Raw genomic sequence first — 26,265 nt, forward strand, 5'->3', positions numbered from 1 at the left:
ACGTTGTATAACGGTGGTAGTGCCGCTCCAGACCCTGGCGACATCCACGGAGTGATGGATCCAGGAAGAAGAACGGCAATGACAGAACGATACGACCCGTCCCGGCTCGGCGCATTCGACGGGCACCGGCCGCCCTCCCGCCCCGAGACCGTGATCACGTCCGCGGTCGCGGACTCTTGCGCGGTGGTCATCTCCCGCCTGCTGGCGGTCAACCTGGATCTGGAGCTGGCGCTGCAATCGCGGCGCCGCGACCAGGCCACCCGACGGATCCGGCGGGCGATGGGTGAGATCCGCGCCTCTCTCGTGGAACTCCACCGGTCGGTGCTCGACGCCGCGGTTGACGGTTCCCCGGGTGATGGTCAGGCCGCACGGCCACTGGAGCCACTGGCGGCGGAGGACCGGCGCGCGTAGGGCGAGCCGGACCGGCCGTGCTCGCTCAGGCGGCGGTGACCTGCGCCTTGAGCCCGGCGCGTTCGCGGACCGCGGTGAAGGCCTCGGGAGCGCGTTCGAGGGGGACCTGGTGCGTGATCAGGTGTTCGGCGGTGATGGCGCCGGAGCCCATGAGCCGCAGCGCCGGTTCGAAGGTGTTCAGCACCGCCATCGAGCCGATCACGCTGATCTCGTCGTTGTAGACCTGGAACGGTGAGACCGGCAGGCGCGCCTCGGCCGGGCTCACCCCGAAGATCAGCAGGGTGCCGCCTCGGCACAGCGCCGGCAGGGCGGCCTGGGTCGCGGCGGGCACGCCGGTCGCGTCGATGATGTGCTCGAAGCCGATGCCCCGGCCGTCGAGCACTTCTGCGACGCTGGTGGCCACGACGTCCGCGCCGAGTTTGGCGGCCCTGGCCAGCCGGGCCGGGTCGGTGTCGACCATGCTCACCCGGGTGGCGCCGCTGCGGCCGGCCGCCTGGGCGAGCAGCAGGCCGATGGTGCCGGCGCCGATGATGAGCACCTCGCCGCCCGGCGGGATCGCGAGCCGGCGCAGGCCGTGGACCACGCAGGCCAGTGGTTCGACGAGCGCGCCCGCCGCGTACGGCATGCCGTCGGGGAGCGCGTAGACGTTGGCGGCCGGGACCGCGACGTACTCGGCGAACGCGCCGTCGACGGTGTCGCCGATCGCGTTCCAGTTCAGGCACAGGTTGCCGCGCTGCCGCTTGCAGTAGACGCAGTGCCCACAGAACAGCGACGGGTCGACGGCCACCCGCTCGCCGGCCGCGACATCGGTCACGCCGGGGCCGAGGGCCACGACCTCACCGGCGAACTCGTGGCCCGGGATGATCGGGTACGGGGTGGGCGGGAACTCCCCGTCCAGGATGTGCAGATCGGTGCCGCAGACCCCGACGGCCCGCGGGGCGATCAGGACCTCGCCGGGCCCCGGCGCCGGATCCGCCACGGTCTGCACGGACAGCGAACCCGGTGTGGAAATGACGGCCGCACGCATGAGGGGCTCCTACAGGCGACAGACTTCCACGCTAACCCCTCCTGACCTGTGGGAACAACCGAGCAATACAAAAACCAAAACTGCGTAGATTTCACTAGAACATACTCCTGCCACGTTTATGGCAACGTTTAATGGATGTTATTCCGTCTGCTTTTTTCTGCACCGTCGGGAGGAGCAGTGGATCGCTATTCATCCCCGCCGAGCCGGCGCGAGGTCCTTCGCGGCGGCCTCGCCGCCGGAGCCGCGCTGGCCGTGGCCGGTGGCCTGGGCTCCTGCGGCGCGCAGGGCGACGTCCGCCGTGTCAGGACCGGTGACCAGTGGCGCCAGTTCCAGGGCTCCACGCTGAACTTCATCTCCGAGAACACCTCGCCGACCGCGGCGATCGCCGCGAACGTGCGCCCGTTCACGGACCTGACCGGCATCAACATCAAGATCGTGACGCTGGAGCTGAACGCGGTGACCCAGCGGGTCGCCCTGGACCTGGCCTCGGGCGGCGCGGAGTACCAGGTGATCTACGCCGACCCGTACCAGATCCTCGCGCCGTACCGGAAAGGCCTGGTGGACCTGCGCACGCTGCAGGCCGACCCGAGCCTGCCGAAGGTGCCCGGGGGAGTCGGGGACTTCATCCCCACCCAGCTGGACGCCGCCGGCCGGTTCGTCGACCCGCACGCGATCTACACGCTGCCCTACGACGCGCCGACGATGATCTGGCACTACCGGCGCGACCTGTTCGACAAGTACCACGCCCGCATGGCGCACGACCTCGGCTTCGACCCCACCCCCGGCGGTGACCGCACGTGGGAGGAGTACTTCAAGATTGCCGAGTGGTTCAACAAGAACGCCAAATCGGACGTCGCGTACGGCACCGGGCACCAGGCGCGCCAGCACGACTCGCTGATGAACGACTTCAGCAACGTGCTGTGGTCCTACGGAGGGGACTACTTCGACAACGGAAAGCAGGTCGGCCGCCTGGGCGCGGAGAACCCCGGCCCGTGCCGGCTCGACTCGGCCAACGCGATCGCCGCCGCGCGGTTCTACGACCGCCTGCTCGGCATCGCCGACCCGGCCTCCCGTACGTGGGACTGGGACGGGCTGGGCGCCGCGATGCGCGCCGGCCGCCTGGCGATGTGCCCGAACTGGCACGAGTACGCGGCCACCAACGAGCAGGTCCTCCCCGGCAAGGTCGACTACGCGCCGCTGCCGAAGGGCCCGGCCGGCACCGCCAACATGTACGGCGGCACGGGCGTGGCCATCAACGCCAACACCCGCCCGCACGAGCGCGGCGCGGCCTGGCTGTTCATCGTGTGGGCCACCGCGCCGGCGACCCAGCTCGCCGATCTGAAGAGCAAGGCCGGCGGCGGCACCCCCACCCGTACCTCGGTCTACCAGATGCCGGAGGTCCGCGCCGCGGAGAAGCGGCCGTCGTCGATGCCGAACATGCTCACGGCGCCGGCGGTGATGCAGGCATGGAAGCCCGACCGGATCGGACTGCGCCCGAAGATCCCGATGTGGAACGAGTGCGACACCGCGATCTACACGCAGCTGTCGCGGATGCTCACCGGCGAGGCGTCACCGGAGGAGGCCATGCGTGCGACCAAGAAACGGATCGACCGGATCGTCGCACGAGGGTGGGTGGCGTAGATGGCGCACGTCGCGGACTCCTCACCGGTCCTGAAGCGGCCGACCCGGCCGCAGGCCGCGCCCCGGCACCGGCGGATCGGCTTCGAGGGCACCATGATGGCGCCCGGCCTGCTCCTGCTGGCCGCCCTGTCGCTCGTGCCGTTCGTCGCCCTGATCGCGATGAGCTTCTCCCGGGTCCGGCTGCTCGGCGGGGTGCGCCTCGAGCCGATCGGCGTTCGGAACTGGACGCGGTTCTTCACCGACGTCGACATGTGGATGTCGTGGCTGCGGACCGTCGTGTTCTTCGTGCTCACCGTCGGGCTGGAGATGGTGCTGGGGGTGGGCATCGCCCTGTGCCTGCACCGGGTGCTGCGCGGCCGTAACCTGCTGCTCAGCCTGGTGCTGCTGCCGATGTTCGCCGCGCCCTCGATCGTCGGGCTGCTGGGCCGCTACCTGACCGACTCCACGTTCGGGCTGTACGCGTTCGTGCTGCGCTCCCTCGGGTTCAGCGGCGACATCCTCGGCAATCCCACCGGCGCCTTCGCGGCCGTCGTGCTGATGGACGTGTGGGAGTGGACGCCGCTGATCGCCCTGATCACCCTCGCCGGGCTGGCGAGCGTGCCGCTGGCGGTCCGGGAGGCCGCCGCCGTCGACGGCGCCTCGTGGTGGATGACGCTGCGGTTCATCATCTTCCCGTCGATCTCCAACGTGCTGCTGGTGGCGCTGCTGATCCGCTCGATGGACGCGATCCGCTACTTCGACATCATCTGGGTCACCACCAACGGCGGACCGGCGGACGCTACCAAGATCGTCCCGATCCGGTTGTACGAGACCGCGTTCCGGTTCTTCGATCTGGGCTACGCCGCCGCCATCGGCCTGGCGATGCTGGCCTTCTCGATCTTCATCGCCCGGATGTTCGTGCGGCTACTGGACACCAGGGGGCTGACGCGATGAGCACTCCCACGACCCCGCCGCCCCGGCCGGGCGGCGCCGGGCAGGTCGCGCCGAAGGAGCGGCGGGAGGTTCCGGCCGCCCCGCCAGGCGTGCCGCAGTCCCCGCTGGAGGCCGCGAGCCGGCGGTCCCGGTGGGGTGTCGCGCTCGTCATCGTGGTGGCGTTGCTGTGGACGCTGGTGCCGCTGGTGTGGATGCTGATGTCGTCGTTCAAGAACCGCAAGGACGTCACCGCGGGCACCCCGCAGGTCGTGTTCTCCCCGACCCTGCAGAACTACCGCAACCTGTTCAGCGGCTCGAACAACCTCACGCCCTACATCTGGCACAGCGTGGCCGCCGCCGGGATCTCGGCGGTCCTCGCGGTCTGCCTGGGCGCGCTCGCCGGGTACGGCCTGGCCCGCACCCAGATGCGCGGCAAACGGCACCTGGCCTTCTGGATCATCTCGACCCGGATGGCGCCGATCGCGGCGGTCGTCGTCCCGCTGTTCCTGATCTTCCGCGGGCTCGGGCTGATCGACTCGATCCCCGGTCTGGTGCTGGCCTACCTGACGTTCAACCTGCCGTTCGCGATCTGGCTGATGAGCGCGTTCTTCGCGGACGTGCCCCCGTCCCTGGAGGAGTCCGCGCTGGTGTCCGGCTGCACCCGCTGGGGGGCCTTCCGCACGGTCGTCCTGCCGCTGACCAAGTCGGGGCTGGTCACCACGTTCGTGCTGTGCCTGGTCTTCGCCTGGAACGACTACGCCTTCGCGGTGGTCTTCTCCGGGCCGAACTCCCAGACGCTGCCGATCGCGGCCTCCCAGCTGGTCACCCAGACCGGCATCGACTGGGGTCAGCTGACCGCCATCGGAACGATCGTCGTCGTGCCGATGATGCTCGCCGGGCTGGCCGTGCGCCGCTGGCTGGTCACCGGGCTGACCCTCGGCGCCGTCACCGGAGAGTAGGAGGCAGCCCATGGCCGAGCACACCATGCGCGCCGCCGTCCTCCACGACATCGGGAAGATCACGATCGAGGAGCGGCGCCGGCCCGAACCCGGCCCCCGCGACGTCCTCGTCCGGGTCGCCTCGGTCGGCACGTGCGGCTCCGACGTGCACTACTACGAACACGGCAGGATCGGCGACTTCGTCGTGGAGTCCCCGCTGGTGCTCGGCCACGAACCCGCCGGGACCGTGACCGCCGCCGGGCCGGACGCCCACCGGCACCGCCCCGGGCAGCGGGTCTCGCTCGAACCGGGCGTGCCCGACTTCACCTGCCCGCAGTGCCGCGCCGGCCGCTACAACCTCTGCCCGAACATGCGGTTCTTCGGCACACCCCCCATCGACGGCGCCTTCTGCGAGTACGTCACCCTGCACGAGGAGTTCGCCCACCCCGTCCCCGACGGCCTGTCCGACGACGCGGCCGCCCTGATCGAGCCGCTGTCGGTGGGCGTGTGGGCCTGCCGCAAGGCACGCGTCGCACCGGGCGCACGCGTCCTGGTCACCGGCGCCGGCCCGGTCGGGCTGCTGTGCCTGCAGGCCGCACGGGCCTTCGGCGCGACCGACGTCATGGTCACCGACGTCAATCCCGCCCGGCTCGCGCTCGCCCGCGACCTCGGCGCGACCACCGCCCTCGACGTCCGCCACACCCCCCTGCCCGAGGCCGCGTTCGAACCCGACGTGCTCCTCGAATGCTCCGGTCACCCGCCCGCCATCGCCGAGGCCGTCCGCGCCGTGGGGCGCGCCGGGCGGGTCGTCCTGGTCGGCATGGGCGGGGACCAGATCCCGCTGCCGCTGTCCCACGTGCAGACCCGCGAGATCCAGGTGACCGGCACCTTCCGCTACGCCGGCACCTGGCCGGCGGCCATCGCGCTGGCCGCCGCGGGACGCGTCCAACTGGACGCCCTGGTCAGCGGCCACTACGGCCTCGCCGACGTCGAGCAGGCGCTCACCGCCGGCGCCCGCGACCCCACCCTGGTCAAGGCGGTCGTGCGGCCGCAGGAGTGACCGGCCGCCACCGTCGTCAGCCCGTCGCAAGTCGCAAGGAGGAAGTCATGGCCCAGGTCGTGTACCAAGAGGCGACCCGCGTCTACCCCGGGTCCGACCGGCCCGCGGTGGACGCCCTCGACCTCGACATCTCCGACGGGGAGTTCCTCGTCCTCGTCGGGCCCTCCGGCTGCGGCAAGTCCACCTCGCTGCGGATGCTCGCCGGGCTGGAACGGGTAGACCAGGGGCGGATCTCGATCGGGGACCGCGACGTCACCCACCTGCCGCCCCGCGACCGGGACATCGCGATGGTGTTCCAGAACTACGCGCTGTACCCGCACATGTCCGTGGCCGACAACATGGGATTCGCGCTGCGCGTCATGAAGGTCCCCAAGGACGAACGCGACCGCCGGGTCCTTGAGGCGGCCCGCCTGCTGGACCTGGAGGAGTTCCTGGACCGCAAGCCCAAGGCGCTGTCCGGCGGGCAGCGGCAGCGCGTGGCCATGGGCCGGGCGATCGTACGCGAGCCGAAGGTGTACCTGCTGGACGAGCCGCTGTCGAACCTGGACGCCAAGCTGCGTGTGCAGACCCGCGCCCAGATCGCCGGCCTGCAGCGCCGGCTGGGCGTCACGACCGTGTACGTGACCCACGACCAGGTCGAGGCGATGACGATGGGCGACCGGGTCGCCGTCCTCAAGGACGGGCTCCTGCAGCAGGTCGCCACGCCGCTGACCCTGTACCAGCACCCGGCGAACGTCTTCGTCGCCGGCTTCATCGGCTCCCCGTCGATGAACCTGGCGGAGTACCGCGTCGAGGGGGAGGAGGCGGTCCTGGCCGGAGTGCGGGTCCGGCTGTCCCACGCGACCCTCAAGGCCCTCACCGACGAGGGCGACGACCGGGTCGTCGTGGGCTTCCGGCCCGAGGCCGTCGACGTGGTCGGCGAGGGCGAGGGCGGCCCGGACTCCATGACGTTCCCCGTCACCGTCTCCGTCGTCGAGGAACTCGGCTCGGACGCCTTCCTGTACGGCCGGTACGCCGACACGACCGACCCGGCGCTGGCCGACAACACCGTCATCGCCCGCGTCGACCCGAACGCGCCACCGGCCAAGGGCGACCGGGTCCGGCTGCGGATCGCGCACGGCAAGGAACGGCTGTTCTCCGCCGTCACCGGCGACCGCCTGCCCGCCTGACCGCATTGGTACTGGCCACGGCTGAGATCCGCCGATCCGAATGGGCCAATATAGGGTCGTGGACCCGCATATCAGCCTGGACGGCCCCGGCGACCTGGCCTCCCGCATCTACCGCGGGCTGCTGGAGACGATCCTGGACGGCCGGCTGCGCCCGGGGGAACGCGTGCCGCCCACCCGCGACCTCGCCCGCCGCCTCCAGGTCTCCCGCAACACCGTGTGCGTCGCCTACGAACGCCTGACCGCCGAGGGCTTCCTGGCCGCGCGCGTCGGCGCCGGCACGTTCGTCGCCGCCGGGCAGGCCCCCGGCACGCGTCCCCGGTCCGCCCCCTCCGGCGGCGCGGTACGGCCTCGCCCGCCCTGGGACGCCCTCACCCCCGCGCCGCACGCCACCGGCCCTCCGGCCGCCTACGACTTCGGGGTCGGCCGCCCCGACGGTGACCTGTTCCCCCTCGCCGCCTGGCGGCGTCTGCTCGCCGGCGAACTGCGCGCCTCGGCCGTCCGTGCCGCCGGTTACGGCGACCCCGCCGGGCACGCCGGCCTGCGCGCGGCCATCGCCCGCTACATCGGGGTGTCCCGCTCGGTCCGTGCCGACGCCGACGACGTCCTGGTCACCCACGGCGCCCAGCAGGCCCTCGACCTCATCGCCCGGGTCCTGCTCAATCCCGGCGACCGCGTCGCCGTCGAAGAACCCGGCTACCCTCCCGCGCGGCGGGTGTTCGCCGCGGCCGGCGCCCGGGTCACCGGCGTGCCCGTCGACGAGGAGGGCATCGACGTCACCGCGCTCCCGGCCGACGCCCGCCTGGTGTACGTCACGCCCTCCCACCAGTTCCCGCTCGGCACGCCGATGTCGGCCGGGCGGCGCACCGCGCTGCTCGCCTGGGCGGCCCGCCACGGCGCCGTGATCGTCGAAGACGACTACGACAGCGAGTTCCGGTTCTCCGCCCGCCCGCTGCAGCCCCTGCAGAGCCTCGACCGCACTGGGCGGGTCGTCTACGTCGGCACCTTCTCCAAGACCCTGTCACCGATGCTGCGCGCCGGGTTCCTGATCGCCCCCGCCGCGCTGCGGCCGGCGCTCCGGGCCGCCCGGCAGCTCGCCGACTCCTACGGCGACCCCGCCGCCCAGGCCGCCCTCGCCCGCCTCATCGACTCCGGGGAACTGGCCCGTCACGTCCACAAGGCCGCCCGGATCTACGCGGCGCGCCGCGAACGCCTCGCCACGGCGCTGGCGGAGGACTTCGCCGACCGGCTCACCGTCGTGCCCTCCACCGCCGGCCTGCACCTGTGCGCGCGGCTGCGCCCGGACGTCCGGGCCGACCTGGCGGCGGTAGGCGACCGGGCCCCGCCGGCTCGGCGTCGTCGTCGAGACCCTGGACGGCTACTGCGCCGGGCCGCCGCAGGCGGGCCTGGTGCTCGGCTACGGTCTCATCCCGGCCGAGCGCATCGGCGACGGCCTGCGGCGCCTGCGCCGCGCGTTCGCCGCCGAGCGGCCCTGACCCTCTCATCGGTCAGTCCTTCTCGAGCAGGCGCACGATGGCGTCGGCGAAGTAACCGAACTCCGCGTCGGCGTTCAGGTGGGCGAACCGGCCGCCCGCCTCCGAGGCCGCGAACCCCAGGATGAACGTCGACAGCAGCCGCTCCGCCCGTACGGCGTCGTCCCCGGTCAGCCCGGCCTCGTGCAACGCGGCGTAGGCCGCGTCCCGGGGTCGGCGTGCCGCCGCGGTGACCGCCGGGCGGTGGAACAGCAGCGGGAACAGGTCCGGGTGCGCCCGGGCCACCGCCCGGATCCCGGCGGCCAGCTCGCGCAGCCGCTCCCGCCACGGCAGCGCCGGGTCCGGCTCGGGGATCTCCCCGAGCAGGCGTTCCACCAGGCCGTCGAGCAGGCCCTGCTTGTCGCCGACGTGCCGGTACAGCGCCATCGGCGTCACCCCCAGCTGCTCGGCGACCGCGCGCATCGTCACCGCCGTGAGCCCCCGCTGCGCCGCCAGGTCCCACGTCGCGTCGATGATCTCGCCGCGGGTCAGTCCTCTCCGGGCCATGGACCACCTCACCTCCTCGGTATACAGTGTATATATACGCCGTATACTTCATTGGGAGTGCCCATGCTTCACGCCACCCGGCTGCGCAGACGATTCGGCCCGGCCACCGCCCTCGACGGCTTCGACCTCACCGTCGCGGCGGGGGAGATCTGCGGCCTCATCGGCCACAACGGCGCCGGCAAGACCACCTTCGCCCGGATCGCCTGCGGCCTGGACCGACCCGACTCCGGTCACGTCCGCGTCGCCGGCGCCGACCCGGCCCGCCGCGCCGCCCGCCGCCTCACCGGCTGGGCGCCGCAGGAACCCGCCCTGTACCCGACCGCCACCGTCCGCGACAACCTGCGCCTCTACGGCGGCCTGGCCGGACTCCACCGCCGCCGCCTGCGCACCGAGATCGACCAGGTCACCGCCGCCATGGCCCTGCACGACCTGCTCGACCAGCCCGTCGGCCGGCTCTCCGGCGGCCAGCAGCGCCGCGTCCAGACCGCCACCGCGCTCCTGCACCGCCCCAAGGTCCTGCTCCTCGACGAACCCACCGTCGGCGCCGACCCCGCCACCCGCCAGGCGCTCCTTGCCGCCGTCCGCGCCCGCGCCGACGACGGCGCCGCCATCTGCTACACCACCCACTACCTGCCCGAGCTCGTCGACCTGGACGCCACCCTCGCCGTCGCCGCCCGCGGCCGCGTCATCGCCCGCGGCCCCCGCCAGTCCCTCCTCGACGGCCTGCCCGGCACCGCCCGCCTGCGCTTCGACGGACCCGCGCCCGGCCACCCCGACCAGGACACCCTTCTCATCACCTCACTCCGGCCCGCCGAGGCCGCCGCACGCGCCCTCACCGACCTGGGCCCCGACGCCGTACGGCTGCGGGGCATCGACATCACCCCGCCCACCCTCGACGACCTGTACCGCCACCTCGCCGCCTCGGAGGCCCCTCATGCCGCGTGACATCGCCGTCATCGCCCGCCACACCTGCGTCCTGCTGGCACGCGACCCGGGCACCCTCATCGCCTACGCCGTCATGTCCTCCACCCTCATGGCCGTCCTGCACCCCGTCTACCAGCGGATGGCCGGGCCCGGCGTCTCGGGCGCCACCAGCGCCGCCGCCGGCACCGCCGTCATGTTCACCCTCCTGTCCCTCGACGTCGCCGGCGAACAGATCCTCGCCGAACGCGACTGGCACACCTGGGACCGGCTCCGCGCCACCCCCGTCCGCGCCGTCTCCGTCCTGACCGGCAAGGCGCTGCCGCTCGTCACCGTCTTCCTCGCCCTGCAGGCCCTGCTGTTCGCCGAGGCCGACTGGTGGTACGGACTCGACCTGACCGCCGGCACCTGGCGGCTGCCCCTGCTGTGGCTGGCCTGGGCGTCCTGCGCCACCGCCCTGGGCCTGGCCCTCGGCTCCTGGCTGAACAGGCGCGGGCGGCTCGGCGCGATCGCCGACATCACCGCGATGATCACCACCGGGCTCAGCGGCGCCCTCGTCCCCCTCACCGGCATGCCCCGCTGGATCGGCGACCTGGCGCCCGCCCTGCCCGCCTACTGGGCTGTCCGCGGTTTCCAGGCCGCCCTCGGCGGGCGTCCCGCCGGCGTCTACACCCGCGCCGTCCTGGCCATCACCGCCATCACGGTCCTGGCCGGCGGCCTGGCGGCCCTGGGGGCTCTGCGCCGCGCTCACCGCACCACATAACCGCCGGTGTTCGAGGAAAAGATCAGCGGCAACCGGCGTTGATGAGTTCGGTGGAGTGGGCCTGGAGGTGTGATGAGCATTGGCCTATCACGGGGTGGTGCCGCGTCGGCAGATTGATCATTTGTGCGAGGCCGCAGCGAGCCCCCAGGACGTGCAACGTGCCGAGGACTGGTACCAGCGCGGGCTCGCCAGGGCCCGGGAGACGGAGTTCTGGCTCGGCGCCAGCGTCGCCCACAGGCGGCTGGACGAACTTGCCGAGAGCGTCGCGGACATGCGCGCCGCGGCCGGCCAGCATGCCCTTGCCGTGACGGTCGCCATGACGCACGACATGCCCGGCGTGGAGCGGAGCCTCAAGGCGCTGATCAAGCTGCGCAGACAAACCTCAGAAGAGGAACTCCGCCGACACCTGACCGCTGCCCTCGGCCCCGCCACAGCCGACGTCCTGATCCGCATGACCTACAAGGGCTCCGACCCTCAACCCTGAGGACCTCACGCGGCTATCGGACGCGGCCCCCGGGCCCAGGCTCCTCCGGCCCCAGCAGCGGATGCGCGCGCATGGCCGCCTCCAGCTCCCCGGGCAGCTCGTCGCGGTACCGGCCCAGCGTCGACAGGTCCGAATGACCCAGCACCCGCCGCACCGCGTCCATGTCGGTCGCCGCGGCCAGCAGATGCGTCGCAGTCGTGTGCCGCAGCCCGTGCGGAGTCACCGAACGCCGCCGATCCGGATCGACCCGCGCCAGCACCCGGTCGATCACCCCCTGGACGTCGCCGCGCGCCAGCCGCCGCCCCCGCCACGACAACAGCAGCGCCGGGGTCTCCACCACGCGGGCGCGCCGCTGCGTCAGATACGCGTCGAGCACCTGCGCGACACCACGGGGGAGAGGCACGTCACGGGTACGGCCCCCCTTGCCGAAGATCCGCCAGTAACGCACCCCGGCATTGGTGAAGAAATGGTCCACGTCCGCGCGGGTCAGCTCCGACACCCGCGGGCCCACCGTCGCCAGCAGCAGCACGATCAGCGCGTCACGCAGCTCGGTGCGCTGATCGGCCCGTTTACGCTCGTCCGGCTCGGCCGACGCCAGCACCCGCGCGGTGCCCAGCAGCCCCTCCGCCTGCTCCCGGGTCAGGGCACGCCGCTCCGGGCGCAGACCGCCCCGCTGCCGCGCCGTGACCGTCACCGCCCGCATCGGGTTCAGCTGCACCCAATCGGCCACCGCAGCGTGCCGGAAGAACGCCGACACCGACCGGCGGAACCGCGCCTGGGAGTAGCCGCTCTGCAGGGGAGCGGCCTCGCCGGCGGGCACCGGTGCCCTACGCCGCCCGTCCGGCTTGCGGGCGAACCGCAGCAGTACCTCGTCGACGTCCTCACCGGTCAGATCGTCCAGCAGACGGTCCGCGCCGGCCAGGACGGCGAACGTGTGCACGTCACGCGTGTAGATCTCCGCCGTGCTGGGCGCGAGCGCACCGGTGACCGTCTTGGCCCGGACCATCTCCGCGTACCGGTCGGCGGCTTCTTCCACGGTGATTCGTTGAACCTCGGCAGGACGCACCCGCCGGACCTTACCGCCGCCCAGCGACAGAATCGTTCCGCTTTCCGCCTTCCCGAACGGACGTCATGTGCCTCTGTGCGCCGGCCCGGCGGACCCAGCCAGCGCGCTGGTAGCGGCGGGCTTGGGTTCGCCGGTGAAGGTGAACTTCGCCGTCTCGCCACTACCCTCAACACCGACGATGACGATCTCACCGGCGCGCAACTCGTTGTAGAGGATCTTCTCCGACAGAGCGTCCTCGATCTCCCGCTGGATCGTGCGACGCAGCGGACGCGCGCCCAGCACCGGGTCATACCCACGCTCGGCCAGCAGGTCCTTGGCCTCCTGGCGAAGCTCGATACCCATGTCGCGGTCCTTCAGCCGCTCGTCCACCTTGGCGATCATCAGATCGACGATCTGGATGATCTCCTTCGGCGTGAGCTGGTGGAAGACCACGGTGTCATCGACACGGTTGAGGAACTCCGGCCGGAAGTGCTGCTTGAGCTCTTCGTTGACCTTCGACTTCATCCGGTCATACGAGCCCTGCTCGTCGTTCTCCCGGGCGAAACCGACGGACAGGCCCTTGGAGATGTCGCGGGTACCGAGGTTCGTCGTCATGATCACGACGGTGTTCTTGAAGTCCACGACCCGGCCCTGAGCGTCGGTCAGGCGACCGTCCTCCAGGATCTGCAACAGCGAGTTGAAGATGTCCGGGTGGGCCTTCTCGATCTCGTCGAACAACACGACGGAGAACGGCTTACGGCGGACCTTCTCGGTCAGCTGGCCGCCCTCCTCATACCCGACATATCCAGGCGGGGACCCGAACAGCCGCGAAACCGTGTGCTTCTCCATGAACTCGGACATGTCGAGCTGGATCAGCGCGTCCTCATCACCGAACAAGAACTCCGCCAGCGTCTTGGACAGCTCCGTCTTACCCACACCCGACGGGCCGGCGAAGATGAACGAACCGCCCGGGCGCTTGGGGTCCTTCAGACCCGCGCGAGTACGCCGGATCGACTGCGACAGCGCCTTGATCGCGTCGTTCTGGCCGATGACCCGCTTGTGCAGCTCATCCTCCATCCGCAGCAGCCGCGCGGACTCCTCCTCGGTGAGCTTGAACACCGGGATGCCGGTCGCCGTCGCCAGAACCTCGGCGATGAGCTCCTCGGTGACCTCGGCCACGACGTCCATGTCACCGGCCTTCCACTCCTTCTCCCGCTGCGCCTTGGCCTGGAGAAGCTGCTTCTCCTTATCCCGCAGCGCGGCGGCCTTCTCGAAGTCCTGCGCGTCGATCGCGGACTCCTTCTCCCGCCGCACATCAGCGATCTTCTCGTCGTACTCACGCAGATCCGGCGGCGCGGTCATCCGGCGGATCCGCATCCGCGAACCGGCCTCGTCGATCAGGTCGATCGCCTTGTCGGGCAGGAACCGGTCACTGATATAGCGGTCGGCGAGCTGCGCGGCGGCCACCAGCGCGCTGTCGGTGATCGACACACGGTGGTGCGCCTCATAACGGTCCCGCAGGCCCTTGAGGATCTCGATCGTGTGACTCAGCGACGGCTCGGCCACCTGGATCGGCTGGAACCGCCGCTCCAGCGCGGCGTCCTTCTCCAGATACTTGCGGTACTCATCCAGCGTCGTCGCGCCGATCGTCTGCAACTCACCCCGGGCCAGCATCGGCTTCAGGATGCTCGCGGCATCGATCGCGCCCTCCGCGGCGCCCGCACCGACGAGCGTGTGCAGCTCATCGATGAACAGAATGATGTCACCGCGCGTGCGGATCTCCTTGAGCACCTTCTTCAAGCGCTCCTCGAAATCACCGCGGTAACGCGAACCGGCGACCAGCGCCCCCAGATCCAGCGTGTAAAGCTGCTTGTCCTTCAGCGTCTCAGGGACCTCACCCTTGACGATCTTCTGGGACAGGCCCTCCACGACCGCGGTCTTACCCACGCCCGGCTCACCGATCAGCACCGGGTTGTTCTTGGTACGGCGGGACAGCACCTGCATGACCCGCTCGATCTCCTTCTCCCGCCCGATCACCGGATCGAGCTTGCCCTCACGCGCGGCCTGGGTCAGGTTCCGGCCGAACTGATCCAGCACCAGCGAAGTCGACGGCGCGGCCTCCGACGGCCCACCCGACGACGCCGGCTCCTTGCCCTGATACCCGTGCAGCAGCTGGATCACCTGCTGGCGGACACGATTCAGGTCGGCCCCGAGCTTCACCAGGACCTGGGCCGCCACACCCTCACCCTCGCGGATCAGGCCCAGCAGGATGTGCTCGGTCCCGATGTAGTTGTGGCCGAGCTGCAGCGCCTCCCGCAACGACAGCTCAAGGACCTTCTTCGCCCGCGGAGTGAACGGGATGTGCCCCGAAGGAGCCTGCTGCCCCTGGCCGATAATCTCCTCGACCTGCTGGCGGACGGCCTCAAGGCTGATACCCAGACTCTCCAGAGCCTTCGCGGCAACACCCTCCCCCTCGTGGATGAGGCCCAAGAGGATGTGCTCGGTGCCGATGTAGTTGTGATTGAGCATCCTGGCCTCTTCCTGAGCCAGGACGACAACCCGCCGCGCGCGGTCCGTAAACCTCTCGAACATCTCGTCGCTCCTCACACCACGCCCGACGAACTAACTACTATATTTTAAAGTGATGTATCGAGGGTGGCGACGCAAGGGCGGCAGGGCCGTGTTCGCGCGAAGCGGATTTCCGCTGCGGTGCTCGCCGCTCCGATCGATCCCGACGACGGACGGAGGATCCAGTGTCGCTGGAGCGTCATCCCGCAGTCGATGCACTCCCGGCCGACCACCTCGACTCGCCGCCCTCCGAGGTTCCCCGCGGCGACCGGAAGGCCGGATCGGCCCCGCCAGAACTGCCGGCCGCGGCGCGAGTGTGGAGCAGGCGGGCCGCGGCGGCCGCCGACCTGACCGTTGAAACGAGCCCGTAGCGGCCGGCCCTCCGAGCGGACCGGCCGCCTCTGTCATCGCACTGGCGATCGCTCGTACCGCGGTGCTCAGGACCATCGCTCTACGCCCTCGGGAGGGTCGCCGACCATGTGCGAACCCTTGACCTACTGCTTTAGAAAGCTATAGTTCTTCTCACTGGCTCAGTGGATCCATGGTCAGGTCGGGCCCAACGCAGGCGATCTCGACAGACGCTGGAGGTGTCTGGTTTGAGTTCTCTTCGTGAGACGTATGAATCGCTCAATCTCGAGCCCAAGCCCATCCGTCCGCACATCCTCGCCGCGGCCACGGTCGTCTTTGGTGACGACTACTACGCCGCCTGCGCGAGACCATCAACCTCTCCGGATTCGTCCAGCTGAACAAGTGGCCGATGCCGGGCTTCGAGCACCGCGTGGACGAGAAGGGCCACGCGGAGCTGGACCTGGAGCTGATCAGCGCTCCCGAGGTCGGCATCAAGGGCTTCAGCTACGAACTCGACGACCGTATCCAGGTCCTGTCAAATCCGTTCCTCCCCAACACTGGGCATGTACGCCAGATCGTGCCGGGGAAGAACTTCCCGGCGGAGTTCTACATCCGGCGCTTCGGCATCCTCGAAACCAGCACGCTGCGGCTGGCGCACCGTAACGTCATCGACATCTACGGCGTGGTCGATGGCATTCCGCCGTACAAGAAGCCGCTGACGGGACCGTACCTGGGCAGCCCGCGCGGCGACGGCCCGATCGACGTCGTCCAGGCACCGAACGTGGTGCGCGGCACCACCCTCCCCGAGGCCTGGTACCCGGCGAACGACGAGAACGAGCCGGTCGGCATCACGCCGACGGTGTTCTTCGCCGAGAGCGCCGGTCCGTGCATGTCGATGCTGGTCGACCCCTCCATGATCATGCAGGTTTCGATGGAGGGCCAGATAGAGGTCGAGGTCGACGGCAGGACCGAGACGATCGAGCTGGCCGGCGACTACCGCAAGGCCGCCGGCACCGAGATCCTGCTGTTCGGGCCCGAGAAGCACGACGGGCCGGGCGTGCTGGCGCAGATGGCGCGCGTCGCCATGATCGGCCACAGCGACGCCCTCGGCGGCCGTGTGATGCTGCGCGCGAGCTGGCCGCGCCCGTCCGGCGGCACTCTCGGCGAAGGAACCGAGGACAGCCTCAGCCGGGTCCGGTACCCCAGCGAGCTGCACATCGACGCCGAGTTCGAGATCGTCACCCCGCGCGGCAACCTGTACGCGGCAAACCCCGTGCATGTCGCCGGCAAGCTCCGGGATCTCGAGGCCACCGGCACCGAGCTGGGCATGTCCGGCGCCGACGCGCCGCTCGTGACCACCGACGGAACGGTCAAGGCACGCCTGACCGGCGTCCGACTCGCGATGCGCGACGCGCACGTCGGCGAGACCGCGGCGGTGAACGTCTGAGGCACCCTTCAGGTAGCCGCTTGACGTCGCCGGCGGGACCGGTTCTGATGGAAATTCCCATAGTTCCGGTCCCGCCGGGGGCCGCCGGTCCTTTTGGCTCGGCCGCAGGCCGAGCCAAAAGGACTGCACCCTGAGGGGAGACACACGTGGATCAGCGACTCCTGCTGATGCATCAGACGATGCTCGCCGACGGGCCCCGGCTGCGGGCCTATTCGCGTGCGCTGGAGCAGGCGGTCGGTGCCGGTGACGTGGTGGCCGACGTCGGCGCCGGGACGCTGGTGCTGTCCATGCTCGCGCTCCAGCACGGCGCCGAGCACGTCTACGCGATCGAGGCCGACCCGCGGATGGCGGCGGTCGCCGCCAGGATCGCCGAGCAGAACGATCTCAAGGGCCGGCTGACCCTCATTCAGGGGGACGCGCGCCGGGTGCGGCTTCCGGTGAAGGCCGACGTCGTCGTCTCGGAGATGATGGGCAACCTCGGACCCGAGGAAGAGATGATGGAGGTGCTCGGCACGTTCGCGCGCCGCAACCTCGCAGACGGCGGCCGGATCGTCCCGCGCAGGCTGGTCACCGAACTGGCCGCCATCGAGTTCGACGGCGAAGGCTGGGGCCTGTGGAGCGACGACTTCCTCGGCTACCGGTTCGACGCCGTGCAGGACTGCGTCGCGCCCGCCGCGCAACTTCACTTCTTCCAGCGTCCGCCGATCAGGCTGAGCGAGCCCGCGATCATCGCCGACCACGGCTTCACGCCGAGGCCGCGGGCCGCGCGAAGCCGGGCCGCAACCTCGTCATCTCCCACCCGGGCCGGCTGCACGCGGTCGTCGGCTACTTCACCGCGACGCTGGTGCCAGGGGTGACCCTGTCGAATCTCCCGTCCTATCCGGGCTGCAACTGGGCGGTGTGGATCTGGCCGCTGCGGCACACCCGGGTGTCGGCGGGCGACGTGCTGCACGTCGAGGTCCGCCGACCCGATGACGTGCGGAACGCGACCGACTGGCGGCTGGAGTGCGGCATCCGGCGCAAGGGGGGGTCGTGATGCCGTACGCGGCGGGTTCGGTGCGCGACATACCCGTCCACGCCATGAAGCTGTGCGGGCTGACGTGGACCGGGCAGTACCTGTGGTTCTCCGACGCGGTGCGCAACCGGATCGCCGCGCTGGATCCGGCAACCGGCCAGGTGATACGGAGCCATCCCTGCCCCGGCGTCCGTACCGACCTGACCACGATCGGCGGTCACCTCGTCCAGGTCGCGGGGGCGGACCGGGTGCTGCGGTTCATCGACCCAGAGTCGGGCGAGATCCTCAGGGAGCTGCCGAATCCGCGGCCGGGCAACACGCTGTGCGGCCTGGAGGCGACACGGCACGGACTGTGGTTGGGGTATGAGGACCTGCGCACCATCGACCTGCGCGACCTGGATGACCTCCGGCTGGTAACGAGCGTGCCGGTGCGGCACCGCATCGCCGGGGTCACCGTCTCCGACGTCTACCTCGCGTACGCCGACTACCGCGGAGCCACGATCAACATCCTGGAACTGGCGAGCGGGCGTGAGGTGGCGTCGATCTCGGTGAACGGCAACCCGACCGGGATCGCCTGGGACGGCAGTTTCATCTGGTACTGCGACTACACGACTTTCCAGCTGAGAGCCATCGAGGTGCCCGGAATCGCCGGAGGTTGAGGGGCCGGGATGACCGATACTCTGCCTGAAATGCCGACGGCGCGGGGCGCCGGTACGGTGCCCGTGTCACTGCCCGCCTTGGTCATCCGCGGGGTCCGCGTGCTCGCGACCACCGCCGCGGTGCTGCTGCCGGCCGCCTTCGTCGGGTTGCTGTGCACCGCCCTCCGTCGCCGGGCGGCGGGGCGTCGCTACGTCTTTCGCCGGTTCGCCGGGCTCCTGATGACGCTGGGTCCGACGTTCGTCAAGGCCGGCCAAGTGCTCGGCACCCGCAGGGACGTCCTGCCGCCCGCGCTGTGCGACGCGTTGTCGGTGCTGCAGGACTCGGTCGTTCCGCTGGACGCCGGCCAGACCCGGCAAGCGTTCGCCGAGGCGTACCCCGAGTGCGCTGGTGCGCCATCGGCGGCGGACGATGGCGTCTTCGGCCAGGTCGACGAGCGGCCGATCGCCAGCGGCAGCGTCGCCTCCGTCTACAAGGGCGTCCTGCCGTCCGGGCGGGTGGTGGCGATCAAATTGCGCCGACCGGGCATCGAGAAGGTGATGACGCAGGACCTGACGCTCATACGCAAGGGCGCGGCGCTGGCCGCCCGGCTGCCGATGCTGCGCGGCGTCCCGGTCGGCGAGGTGGTGGGGAACATGTGCGCGGCCGTGCTCGGCCAGCTCGATTTCGCGCGGGAGGCGCGAAGCCTGTCCCTGCTGCGGGAGAACCTTTCGCCGGTGCCGAGGGTGTGGGTGCCGAGGGTGCATCCGCAGGAGTCCCGTCCCCGCTGCATCGTTATGGAGTTCATCGACGATCTGGATCTGAACGCCGCGGCGACCTGCCCACCGGCGATGCGCCGGCGGTTCGCCGTGTCGGGCCTCACCGCCATTTATCACATGCTGTTCGTCGACGGGTTCGTGCACTGTGACCTGCATCCGGGCAATCTCTACTTCACCCGTGGCGGACAGGTCGTCATTCTCGACGCTGGATTCAGCGTGCAGCTGACGGAGAAACTGCGTCGCCTGTTCGCCGAGTTCTTCCTGAACATGGCGATCGGCCGCGGCCTCCGTTGTGCGGAGATCGTGATCGAGAGCTCGGCGGGCGTCCGCGACGATGCCGACCTCGACGGTTTCACGTCGCGCATGGCCGGCCTGGTCGAGCGCAGCCACGGGCTGCCGGCCAAGGACTTCAGCCTGATCGCCTTCGCGGCCGAGATGTTCGACCTGCAACGGAGGTATGGGATCCACGCGGCAGCGGAACTGATCTTCCCGCTGCTGTCCCTGCTCGTGATCGAGGGCACCATCCGCGCCCTCGATCCGGAGATCGACTTTCAGGAGACCGCGCGTCCCGTGCTCAACCAGGGCCTGTTCGGCGCACATCGGTAGGCCGCCGCCGGGGCGGCGAGAGGGCGGGCCCGCGGCCGTACCGGCGCGGGGCCGCTCACCTCGTCCGCCCGCGGGGCGTCCCATCGACCGGGGCACGGGGCGCCGCCGGTTCCCATCGGTGACGGCCGATCGGCGTCGCAGCACGCTTGTTCATCGTATAGTGAGCCTCTCGGGAGACTTCAGAAGCGTCGCGCTGGGGGGTCGTAGCCATGGGTGACGTCGGCGAGCAGGAGATACCGCCGATGTGGCCGGTCGGGACCAGCCGTGAGTACATCGCCGCCCGCATCGACCTCGCCAGGGCGGAACGGCTGCTGCGCGACCAGATCGAAGAGGTCGCCGCGGCGCGGCGGCGGCTGCCCGCGGGCGCCGTCGTCGGCGAGTACACCTTCGCGGAGGGGCCGCGTGACCTGGCCGCCGTGGAGCCGGTCCGGGCCACGACGCTGCGCGAGTTGTTCGGCGGCCACGACACGCTCGTCGTCTACCACCTCATGTTCCATCCGGACGACGACGAGGCGTGTCCGATGTGCTCGATGTGGGTGGACGGATTCCACGGGGTCCGCGGGCACATCGAGCAGCACACGGCCTTCGCCGTCGTGGCCAAGGCCCCGCTGGGCAAGCTGAGCGCCTGGGCGCGGCGGCGCGGCTGGGACGGCCTGCGCGTCCTGTCCAGCCACGGCACCACCTTCAACGCCGACATGCATGCCGAGCAGGCCGACGGGTCGCAACGGCCGATGGCGAGCGTCTTCGTGCGGGACGGCGACCGGGTGCGACACTTCTACACGCTGCCGGCCAACTTCGTCGACGGGGCTGAGCGCGGGATCGACCTGCTGTCACCGGTATGGAACGTCCTGGACCTGCTGCCCGGTGGCCGGGGGGAGTGGTACGCCGGCAACGCCTACGCCGCCGCGAGCGCGATCGAGCCTCCGGCGGGATCCCGAACGTCCTCGGATTCTGACCAGAATCATTGAAAATGAGATAGTATCGTCGCGTTACGGTCAACCCGCGGGGCTGCCGTCGCGAGACCGCCCGCGCGCCTTCCAGTCGGAGGTAGCGTGCATCGTTCCACCGATTTGGACCTCGGTGCCGCCGTCGGGCGCCTCGCCGACGCGGCGCTGGGACGTGCGGCGGCCTTGGGCGCCGCGCACGCTTCCTTCCACCTGACCCGGGTCCGTACCGCCCGCTCGTTACTCCGCGACGCCGCTCCCCAGGACGGCATGGACACGACGGACACCGCGCTGTCGGTGCGGCTGATCCACCGCGGAGCGCCGGGATTCGCCACCGCGTGCGTTCTGACCGCCGAGACGGCCGCCGAGACGGCGGAGCGTGCCGTCGCCATGGCCCGTGCCTGCGCCGTCCTGAGCACGTCCGCGGCGGAGCCGGTCGATGAGCCGGTGTACCACGATGGTGAGTGGACGTCCGCTTACCGGATCGACCCTTTCGAGGTGCCGGAGGCGGACCGCGTCGCGCTGATGGCCGACATGAGCGGGCGGTTGCTGTCCGCCGCGCCGGTCGAGCACGTCCTGGCGTTCCTCACAGCCGTGCGGGAGGACCGGTTCTACGCCGATCTGGCCGGCACCGTCACTACCCAGCGGCGGATCCGTCTGCACCCGCTGCTCCTGGCGCAGGGGGCGGACTCGCGCACCGGCTCCAGGGCGATGATGCGGACACTCGGGCCGCCGTCGGCACGGGGCTGGGAGTACATGTCGGGCGACGGCTGGGACTGGGACGCCGAGCTGGCCGAGCTGCCAGAGCTGCTCGCCGGGAAGCTGCGCGCGCGCCCGGTCGAGCCGGGCCGATACGACCTGGTCGTCGACGCATCGAACCTGTGGCTGACCATCCACGAGTCTGTCGGCCATGCTACGGAGCTGGACCGCGCGCTCGGCCACGAGGCCTCTTACACGGGCACCAGCTTCGCCACGCCCGACCGGCTCGGCATCCTGCGCTACGGCTCGCCGCTGATGACCGTGACCGCCGACCGCACGGCCGAACACGGGCTGGCCACCACCGGGTTCGACGACGAGGGGGTGGCCGCGCAGTCGTGGAACCTCGTCGAGGAGGGCGTTCTGGTCGGCTTCCAGTGTGACCGGCGGACCGCCCGGCTGGCGGGCGCGCCGCGTTCGAACGGCTGCGCGTGGGCCGAGTCGGCGGCGTACGCCCCGATCCAGCGGATGGCCAACGTCGGGCTGTGCCCGGCGCCGCGCGGCCCCGGCACCGGAGAGCTGATCGCGGGGGTGGAGGACGGGATCTACCTCGTCGGGTCCGACAGCTGGTCCATCGACATGCGGCGGGAGCACTTTCAGTTCACCGCGCAGCGCTGTCACCGTATCCGGAACGGCAGGCTCGACGGCCAGCTTGACGGCGTCGCGTACGAGGCCGCGACCACCGAGTTCTGGTCCGCGCTGACCGCGCTCGGCGGCCCCCACACGTACCGTCTCTTCGGCGCCGACCTCTGCGGGAAGGGACAGCCGATGCAGACGGGAGCCGCCAGTCACGGCTGTCCCACCGCCGTGTTCCAGGGCGTGCGCGTCCTCAACACCGCGGACGCCGCGCTGTGAGCGCCGGCTCGCGGCTCGTCGACCGGGCCCTGGAGATCGGCGGGCGCGCCGGCGAGTACGTCGTGATCGCCGACGAGACGTCCGGTGTGCATGTCCGCTGGGCCGGCAACGCCCTGACCGTCAACGGATCCGCCGAGGAACGCCGGCTCACCGTGGTGGCGTTCATGTCCGGCGCGGCCGGAGCGGCCTCGGGCGTCGTCTCGCGCGGTGGTGCCGTCGACGACGCGGCGGTGAGCGAGTTGTTGCGGGCGGCCGACCAGGCCGCGCGGCGTGCACCGCCGGTCGAGGACGCCCCGACCGTGCCGGTGAGAGGCACGGTCGCCGACGACTGGCACGACTCGTCGCCGGCCGTTCCAGTCGGGGCGCTGGCCGGGTTCGTTCCCGCCCTGGCCACGGCGTTCCGGCAGGCCGACGCCGAACACCGCGGGCTCTACGGCTACGCGGAGCAGCGGGTGCACACCACCTGCCTCGGCTCGTCGACCGGCCTGCGTCTGCGGCACGTACGGCCCGGTGCGCTGGTGGACATGACCGCCAGATCGGCGGGGCACTCCGCGTCGGCGTGGGAGGGCACCGCGGTGACCGACCTCGCCGACGTCGACGTGACCGGCCTGGACCGGCGGCTGGGCAACCGGTTGCTGTGGTCGGCCCGACGCGCCGACCTGTCCCCGGGACGCTACGAGGTACTGCTGTCGCCGTCCTGTGTCGCCGATCTGATGGTGAGCCTTTACCACGCCGCGGGAGCCAAGGACGCGATGGATGGGCGTACGGTGTTCAGCGGCCCGTCCGGACGGACGCGGATCGGAGACCGCCTCACCGAGGCGCCGCTCACCCTGCGGAGCGACCCGGCGGAGGATGCGCTGCGTTGCGCGCCCTTCGTGATCGCGCGGGCCGCGGCCGACACGTTCACTCGCGTCTCCGCCGGCTCGGTGTCGGTGTTCGACAACGGCCTGCCGCTGCCGGCGGCAAAGTGGATCAACGACGGCGTGCTGACCGCCCTGATCCAGTCCCGCCAGACGGCGCGGGCGACCGGGCAGCCGCTCACCCCGAAGGTCGACAACCTCATCCTGGAGGGGCCCCCGGGCGGCCGTGCGCTCGCCGACATGATCGCCGGCACGCGGCGCGGGCTGCTGCTGACCTCGCTGTGGTACGTGCGGGAGGTCGACCCCCGCACGGCGCTGCTGACCGGGGTCACGCGTGACGGCGTTCACCTCGTGGTGGACGGGGAGGTCGTGGGCGCGGTCGGCAACTTCCGGTTCAACGAGAGCGCGGCCGGTCTGCTGGAGCGCGTGATCGAGGTCGGCCGGACCGAACGCTGCCTGCCGAGGGAGTGGGACGACCATTCGGTGCGGGTGGCGATGCCGCCGCTGCGCGTCGCCGACTTCACATTGTCCGCGGCCAGCCGGGCCGTATGACGTGGGTTCGGTCGGCCGGCCGCGCCCGGCGGAAGGAGAGACCGTACGATGACCATCCGGCCGGCCCGCGGTGAGCTCGTCCTCTTCCCGGTGGCCAGGGATCACCCGTTCGTCCTTCCCCCGGAGTACGAGCGGCTGCGCGCGGAGAGGCGGGTCGTACGGGTCCGCATGCGCGGCGGGAATACCGCGTGGCTGGTGGCGGGGCATGGGGACGCGCGTCGGGTGCTCGCCGACCCCGGCATGAGCGTCGACCGCCGCCGGGACGGGTTTCCCAGGTTCGTGCCGGTCACCGAGACTGACCGGCAGGCTTCCTTCCGGGGATTCCGCCCGCCGATGAACTGGCTGGACCCGCCTGAGCACACCGCCGTCCGCGGTTCGGTTCGAGGCGAGTTCACCGCCCGGCGGATGGCGGCCCTGCGCCCTCGCGTGCAGCGGATCGTGGACGAGCGGGTGGCGGCGATGCTGGCCGGACCGCGCCCGGTCGACCTGGTGCGCTCGCTCGCCGTGCCGGTGTCCTCGCTGACGATCTGCGAGCTTCTCGGTGTCCCGTACGCGGACCACGACTATTTCGAGGAGCGCACCTTCCGGATGCTCGGTGATGTGCCGGCCCGGGAGCGGACGCGGGCGGCGCACGAGGTCAGGGCCTTTCTCGACACCCTCGTACGGGAGAAGGAACGCGAGTCTCCGGATGACCTGCTCGGCCGACTGCTGATGTGCCAGCGCGCCGCGGGTGGCGTCGACCACGAGGCGGTCGTCAGTATGGCGTTCGTCCTGCTGGTCGCCGGGCATTCGACCACGGCCGAGATGATCGCGCTCGGGGCGCTCGCCCTGATGGAGCATCCGGACCAGCTTGCGGCGATGCTCGGCGACCCGGGCCTGACCCCCTCGGCCGTCGAGGAGTTGTTGAGGTACCTGACGGTCGTGAACGCCGCGACGGCGCGGACCGCTCTGCGGGACGTCGAGGTCGGCGGCGTCACCATTCGGGCGGGAGAGGGCGTCGTCGTGGTCGGGCCGGCCGCCAACCGCGATCCGCAGGTCTTCGATCGCCCGGACGAGTTCGACATCGGCCGCGCGAGCGTCCCGCACCTCTCCTTCGGCGTCGGACGGCACCGGTGCATCGGGCAGGGCCTGGCGCGGCTGGAGCTGCAGGTCGTCCTCGACACGCTGTTTCGCCGGATCCCGGCCCTGCGGCCGGCCGTTCGTATCGAGGACCTGTCCGTGAAGGAGCGGGCGAACATCTTCGGACTGCGCGCGCTGCCGGTCACCTGGTGAGGCCGGGCACCACATTGTACAGAGGAGGCATTTGCTTTAAATTCATATAACGATCGCTGTGACGAGAGGATCCTTCCGTGCGCGTCCTGTTCTGCTCCCATCCGGGCCTCGGTCACTTCTTCCCGCTGGTCCAGCTCGCCTGGTCGTTCCGGACGATGGGGCACGAGGTCGTCGTCACCATCGCTGACCACGCGAACGCGGCCGCCGCCGCCGGCCTTGAGGTCGTCGACGTCGCGCCGGACTACGACGTGGCGGCGCTGAATGAGCGGCTGGTCCGCGAACATCCGGACTTCTTCGACACGGTGGCCACCAAACCAGCGATCAACCTGGAGGAATGGGCGCCCGCGCTCGCCGGCGTCAGCCGGGTGATGATGGACAGGATCATCGCGTTGGTGGACGACTGGCATCCCGACCTGGTCGTCTACGATCAGGGCACCACCGCCGGGCTGTTCGCCGCGGCCCGCGCCCGGGTGCCCGCGGTGCAGCGGAACATGAGCGCCTGGCGGACGAGACGCATGCACGAGGCGATCGCCGAGCACCTGACGGACTTCGCCGCACGCTACGGCATCAGCATCGGACGGCCCGAGGTGATCCTGGAGTCGTTCCCGCCGGGCATGCTGGTCGGGGAGGAGCCGGAGGGCTGGTTCATGAGATGGGTGCCCTACGGCGGCGGCGGGGTGCTGGGCGACCGGCTGCCCCCGCGCCCGGACCGCCTGAGGGTCGCCGTCACGATGGGCACCATCGAGCTGCAGACCTTCGCGGTCGATGAGCTCGACCCGATCGTCACCGCCGCCGCCGGCGTCGACGCCGAGTTCGTGCTGGCCCTCGGCGACGTCGACCCCGGGCCTTTGGGCCCACTTCCGCCGAACGTGCGTGTCATGGGCTGGATGCCGCTGAACGCGCTGCTGCGGACCTGCGCCGCGGTGATCCACCACGGCGGCGGCGGCACCGCGCTGACCGCCGTCGACGCCGGAATCCCGCAGCTCGTCGCGCCCGACCCACGCGATCAGTTCCAGTACACGACGTTCAACGCGGTGCGCAAGAGCGGAATCGGCCTGGTGAGCGCGCGCGAGGACATCGACACCGCCCTGCTGACGCGGCTGATCACCGACGAGCAGATCCGCGCCGCGACGGCCGAGGTCCGGCGCGAGATGATCGCGTTGCCCACGCCGGCCGATGTAACCCGGCGGATCATCGAGCATCTCGGCTGACCGCACCGC

The 26,265-nt window shown here is 70.9% G+C and carries 25 protein-coding genes; 21 read left to right on the forward strand and 4 right to left on the reverse strand.

The features are described from left to right. Nucleotides 1-78 precede the first annotated feature (78 nt). Nucleotides 79-411, forward strand: coding sequence for a hypothetical protein (locus tag ACYVF7_RS27525; RefSeq protein WP_460346452.1), 333 nt, complete (start codon nucleotides 79-81; stop codon nucleotides 409-411). 25 nt (nucleotides 412-436) lie between these two features. Here the strand turns inward: ACYVF7_RS27525 and ACYVF7_RS27530 are convergent, their stop codons facing one another. Next, a complete protein-coding gene (locus ACYVF7_RS27530) occupies nucleotides 437-1,438 on the reverse strand; it encodes a zinc-dependent alcohol dehydrogenase family protein (RefSeq protein WP_460346454.1) in 1,002 nt (333 codons plus the stop codon). Nucleotides 1,439-1,615: 177 nt separating this feature from the next. On the opposite strand from ACYVF7_RS27530, the gene ACYVF7_RS27535 reads away from it, so the two are divergent. Genes ACYVF7_RS27535 through pdxR form a run of 6 tightly spaced genes read left to right on the forward strand, consistent with a single transcriptional unit; the run spans nucleotide 1,616 to nucleotide 8,776 of the window. Next, nucleotides 1,616-3,079, forward strand: a complete 1,464-nt coding sequence (locus tag ACYVF7_RS27535; protein WP_460346456.1) for an extracellular solute-binding protein — start codon at nucleotides 1,616-1,618, stop codon at nucleotides 3,077-3,079. Then, a complete protein-coding gene (locus ACYVF7_RS27540; RefSeq protein WP_460346458.1) occupies nucleotides 3,080-4,012 on the forward strand; it encodes a carbohydrate ABC transporter permease in 933 nt (310 codons plus the stop codon). Further along, on the forward strand, nucleotides 4,009-4,950 hold the full coding sequence (locus ACYVF7_RS27545) for a carbohydrate ABC transporter permease (RefSeq protein WP_460346460.1): 942 nt from the start codon (nucleotides 4,009-4,011) through the stop codon (nucleotides 4,948-4,950). The genes ACYVF7_RS27540 and ACYVF7_RS27545 overlap by 4 nt, the downstream gene beginning before the upstream one ends. A gap of 10 nt (nucleotides 4,951-4,960) precedes the next feature. Next, nucleotides 4,961-5,989 (forward strand): NAD(P)-dependent alcohol dehydrogenase, encoded by a 1,029-nt coding sequence (locus ACYVF7_RS27550; protein WP_460346462.1) that lies wholly within the window; start codon nucleotides 4,961-4,963, stop codon nucleotides 5,987-5,989. Between the two features lie 47 nt (nucleotides 5,990-6,036). After that, nucleotides 6,037-7,158: an ABC transporter ATP-binding protein gene (locus tag ACYVF7_RS27555; protein ID WP_460346464.1), complete on the forward strand. Its 1,122-nt coding sequence runs from the start codon at nucleotides 6,037-6,039 to the stop codon at nucleotides 7,156-7,158. 58 nt (nucleotides 7,159-7,216) lie between these two features. Then, nucleotides 7,217-8,776: a MocR-like pyridoxine biosynthesis transcription factor PdxR gene (gene pdxR, locus ACYVF7_RS27560; protein WP_460346466.1), complete on the forward strand. Its 1,560-nt coding sequence runs from the start codon at nucleotides 7,217-7,219 to the stop codon at nucleotides 8,774-8,776. Here the strand turns inward: pdxR and ACYVF7_RS27565 are convergent. Next, nucleotides 8,664-9,194, reverse strand: coding sequence for a TetR/AcrR family transcriptional regulator (locus ACYVF7_RS27565; RefSeq protein ID WP_460346468.1), 531 nt, complete (start codon nucleotides 9,192-9,194; stop codon nucleotides 8,664-8,666). The genes pdxR and ACYVF7_RS27565 overlap by 113 nt on opposite strands. A gap of 63 nt (nucleotides 9,195-9,257) precedes the next feature. On the opposite strand from ACYVF7_RS27565, the gene ACYVF7_RS27570 reads away from it, so the two are divergent. From ACYVF7_RS27570 to ACYVF7_RS27580, 3 genes are all read left to right on the forward strand, one after another. Next, entirely contained in the window at nucleotides 9,258-10,139 is an 882-nt protein-coding gene (locus ACYVF7_RS27570) for an ABC transporter ATP-binding protein (RefSeq protein WP_460346470.1), read from the forward strand. Next, the gene (locus ACYVF7_RS27575; RefSeq protein ID WP_460346472.1) at nucleotides 10,129-10,878 is read left to right on the forward strand and encodes an ABC transporter permease; all 750 of its coding nucleotides are present in this window, start codon (nucleotides 10,129-10,131) and stop codon (nucleotides 10,876-10,878) included. Before ACYVF7_RS27570 ends, ACYVF7_RS27575 begins: the two co-directional genes overlap by 11 nt. Nucleotides 10,879-10,957: 79 nt before the next feature. After that, complete coding sequence (locus ACYVF7_RS27580; RefSeq protein WP_460346474.1) at nucleotides 10,958-11,362, forward strand: hypothetical protein; 405 nt, start codon at nucleotides 10,958-10,960, stop codon at nucleotides 11,360-11,362. 13 nt (nucleotides 11,363-11,375) lie between these two features. On the opposite strand, the gene ACYVF7_RS27585 is transcribed toward ACYVF7_RS27580, so the two are convergent. Together ACYVF7_RS27585 and ACYVF7_RS27590 are read right to left on the reverse strand one after the other, a co-directional pair. After that, nucleotides 11,376-12,398, reverse strand: coding sequence for a tyrosine-type recombinase/integrase (locus ACYVF7_RS27585; protein ID WP_460346476.1), 1,023 nt, complete (start codon nucleotides 12,396-12,398; stop codon nucleotides 11,376-11,378). Nucleotides 12,399-12,491: 93 nt separating this feature from the next. Further along, a complete protein-coding gene (locus ACYVF7_RS27590) occupies nucleotides 12,492-14,999 on the reverse strand; it encodes an ATP-dependent Clp protease ATP-binding subunit (protein ID WP_460346478.1) in 2,508 nt (835 codons plus the stop codon). A 563-nt stretch (nucleotides 15,000-15,562) separates the two neighbouring features. Between ACYVF7_RS27590 and ACYVF7_RS27595 the strand changes: the two genes are divergently transcribed. From ACYVF7_RS27595 to ACYVF7_RS27645, 11 genes are all read left to right on the forward strand, one after another. Beyond that, complete coding sequence (locus ACYVF7_RS27595) at nucleotides 15,563-15,721, forward strand: DUF6004 family protein (protein ID WP_460346480.1); 159 nt, start codon at nucleotides 15,563-15,565, stop codon at nucleotides 15,719-15,721. Beyond that, entirely contained in the window at nucleotides 15,694-16,770 is a 1,077-nt protein-coding gene (locus ACYVF7_RS27600) for a DUF6004 family protein (protein WP_460358138.1), read from the forward strand. The genes ACYVF7_RS27595 and ACYVF7_RS27600 overlap by 28 nt, the downstream gene beginning before the upstream one ends. A gap of 146 nt (nucleotides 16,771-16,916) precedes the next feature. Further along, the gene (locus ACYVF7_RS27605) at nucleotides 16,917-17,627 is read left to right on the forward strand and encodes a methyltransferase domain-containing protein (RefSeq protein ID WP_460346482.1); all 711 of its coding nucleotides are present in this window, start codon (nucleotides 16,917-16,919) and stop codon (nucleotides 17,625-17,627) included. Then, on the forward strand, nucleotides 17,624-17,806 hold the full coding sequence (locus tag ACYVF7_RS27610) for a hypothetical protein (protein WP_460346484.1): 183 nt from the start codon (nucleotides 17,624-17,626) through the stop codon (nucleotides 17,804-17,806). The genes ACYVF7_RS27605 and ACYVF7_RS27610 overlap by 4 nt, the downstream gene beginning before the upstream one ends. Further along, on the forward strand, nucleotides 17,806-18,444 hold the full coding sequence (locus ACYVF7_RS27615) for a hypothetical protein (protein WP_460346486.1): 639 nt from the start codon (nucleotides 17,806-17,808) through the stop codon (nucleotides 18,442-18,444). The genes ACYVF7_RS27610 and ACYVF7_RS27615 overlap by 1 nt, the downstream gene beginning before the upstream one ends. Before the next feature lie 30 nt (nucleotides 18,445-18,474). Next, a complete protein-coding gene (locus tag ACYVF7_RS27620; protein ID WP_460346488.1) occupies nucleotides 18,475-19,806 on the forward strand; it encodes an ABC1 kinase family protein in 1,332 nt (443 codons plus the stop codon). Between the two features lie 209 nt (nucleotides 19,807-20,015). After that, entirely contained in the window at nucleotides 20,016-20,774 is a 759-nt protein-coding gene (locus ACYVF7_RS27625) for a DUF899 family protein (RefSeq protein WP_460346490.1), read from the forward strand. An 84-nt stretch (nucleotides 20,775-20,858) separates the two neighbouring features. After that, a complete protein-coding gene (locus tag ACYVF7_RS27630; protein ID WP_460346492.1) occupies nucleotides 20,859-22,361 on the forward strand; it encodes a TldD/PmbA family protein in 1,503 nt (500 codons plus the stop codon). After that, nucleotides 22,358-23,773: a metallopeptidase TldD-related protein gene (locus ACYVF7_RS27635; RefSeq protein ID WP_460346494.1), complete on the forward strand. Its 1,416-nt coding sequence runs from the start codon at nucleotides 22,358-22,360 to the stop codon at nucleotides 23,771-23,773. The genes ACYVF7_RS27630 and ACYVF7_RS27635 overlap by 4 nt, the downstream gene beginning before the upstream one ends. A 48-nt stretch (nucleotides 23,774-23,821) precedes the next feature. Continuing rightward, nucleotides 23,822-25,045 carry a cytochrome P450 gene (locus tag ACYVF7_RS27640; RefSeq protein ID WP_460346496.1) on the forward strand — a complete coding sequence of 408 codons (1,224 nt, stop codon included), beginning with the start codon at nucleotides 23,822-23,824 and terminating at the stop codon, nucleotides 25,043-25,045. A gap of 77 nt (nucleotides 25,046-25,122) precedes the next feature. Further along, nucleotides 25,123-26,256, forward strand: a complete 1,134-nt coding sequence (locus tag ACYVF7_RS27645; protein WP_460346498.1) for a nucleotide disphospho-sugar-binding domain-containing protein — start codon at nucleotides 25,123-25,125, stop codon at nucleotides 26,254-26,256. Nucleotides 26,257-26,265 lie beyond the last annotated feature (9 nt).

This window comes from Actinoallomurus acanthiterrae, from assembly GCF_054775715.1.

Bases quoted from the DNA above. Each gene is read 5' to 3' on its own strand.
- ACYVF7_RS27525 (WP_460346452.1), top strand. From the start codon at position 79: ATGACAGAACGATACGACCCGTCCCGGCTCGGCGCATTCGACGGGCAC.
- ACYVF7_RS27530 (WP_460346454.1), bottom strand. From the start codon at position 1,438: ATGCGTGCGGCCGTCATTTCCACACCGGGTTCGCTGTCCGTGCAGACC.
- ACYVF7_RS27540 (WP_460346458.1), top strand. From the start codon at position 3,080: ATGGCGCACGTCGCGGACTCCTCACCGGTCCTGAAGCGGCCGACCCGG.
- ACYVF7_RS27545 (WP_460346460.1), top strand. From the start codon at position 4,009: ATGAGCACTCCCACGACCCCGCCGCCCCGGCCGGGCGGCGCCGGGCAG.
- ACYVF7_RS27550 (WP_460346462.1), top strand. From the start codon at position 4,961: ATGGCCGAGCACACCATGCGCGCCGCCGTCCTCCACGACATCGGGAAG.
- ACYVF7_RS27555 (WP_460346464.1), top strand. From the start codon at position 6,037: ATGGCCCAGGTCGTGTACCAAGAGGCGACCCGCGTCTACCCCGGGTCC.
- ACYVF7_RS27565 (WP_460346468.1), bottom strand. From the start codon at position 9,194: ATGGCCCGGAGAGGACTGACCCGCGGCGAGATCATCGACGCGACGTGG.
- ACYVF7_RS27570 (WP_460346470.1), top strand. From the start codon at position 9,258: ATGCTTCACGCCACCCGGCTGCGCAGACGATTCGGCCCGGCCACCGCC.
- ACYVF7_RS27575 (WP_460346472.1), top strand. From the start codon at position 10,129: ATGCCGCGTGACATCGCCGTCATCGCCCGCCACACCTGCGTCCTGCTG.
- ACYVF7_RS27590 (WP_460346478.1), bottom strand. From the start codon at position 14,999: ATGTTCGAGAGGTTTACGGACCGCGCGCGGCGGGTTGTCGTCCTGGCT.
- ACYVF7_RS27615 (WP_460346486.1), top strand. From the start codon at position 17,806: ATGCCGTACGCGGCGGGTTCGGTGCGCGACATACCCGTCCACGCCATG.
- ACYVF7_RS27620 (WP_460346488.1), top strand. From the start codon at position 18,475: ATGCCGACGGCGCGGGGCGCCGGTACGGTGCCCGTGTCACTGCCCGCC.
- ACYVF7_RS27625 (WP_460346490.1), top strand. From the start codon at position 20,016: ATGGGTGACGTCGGCGAGCAGGAGATACCGCCGATGTGGCCGGTCGGG.
- ACYVF7_RS27640 (WP_460346496.1), top strand. From the start codon at position 23,822: ATGACCATCCGGCCGGCCCGCGGTGAGCTCGTCCTCTTCCCGGTGGCC.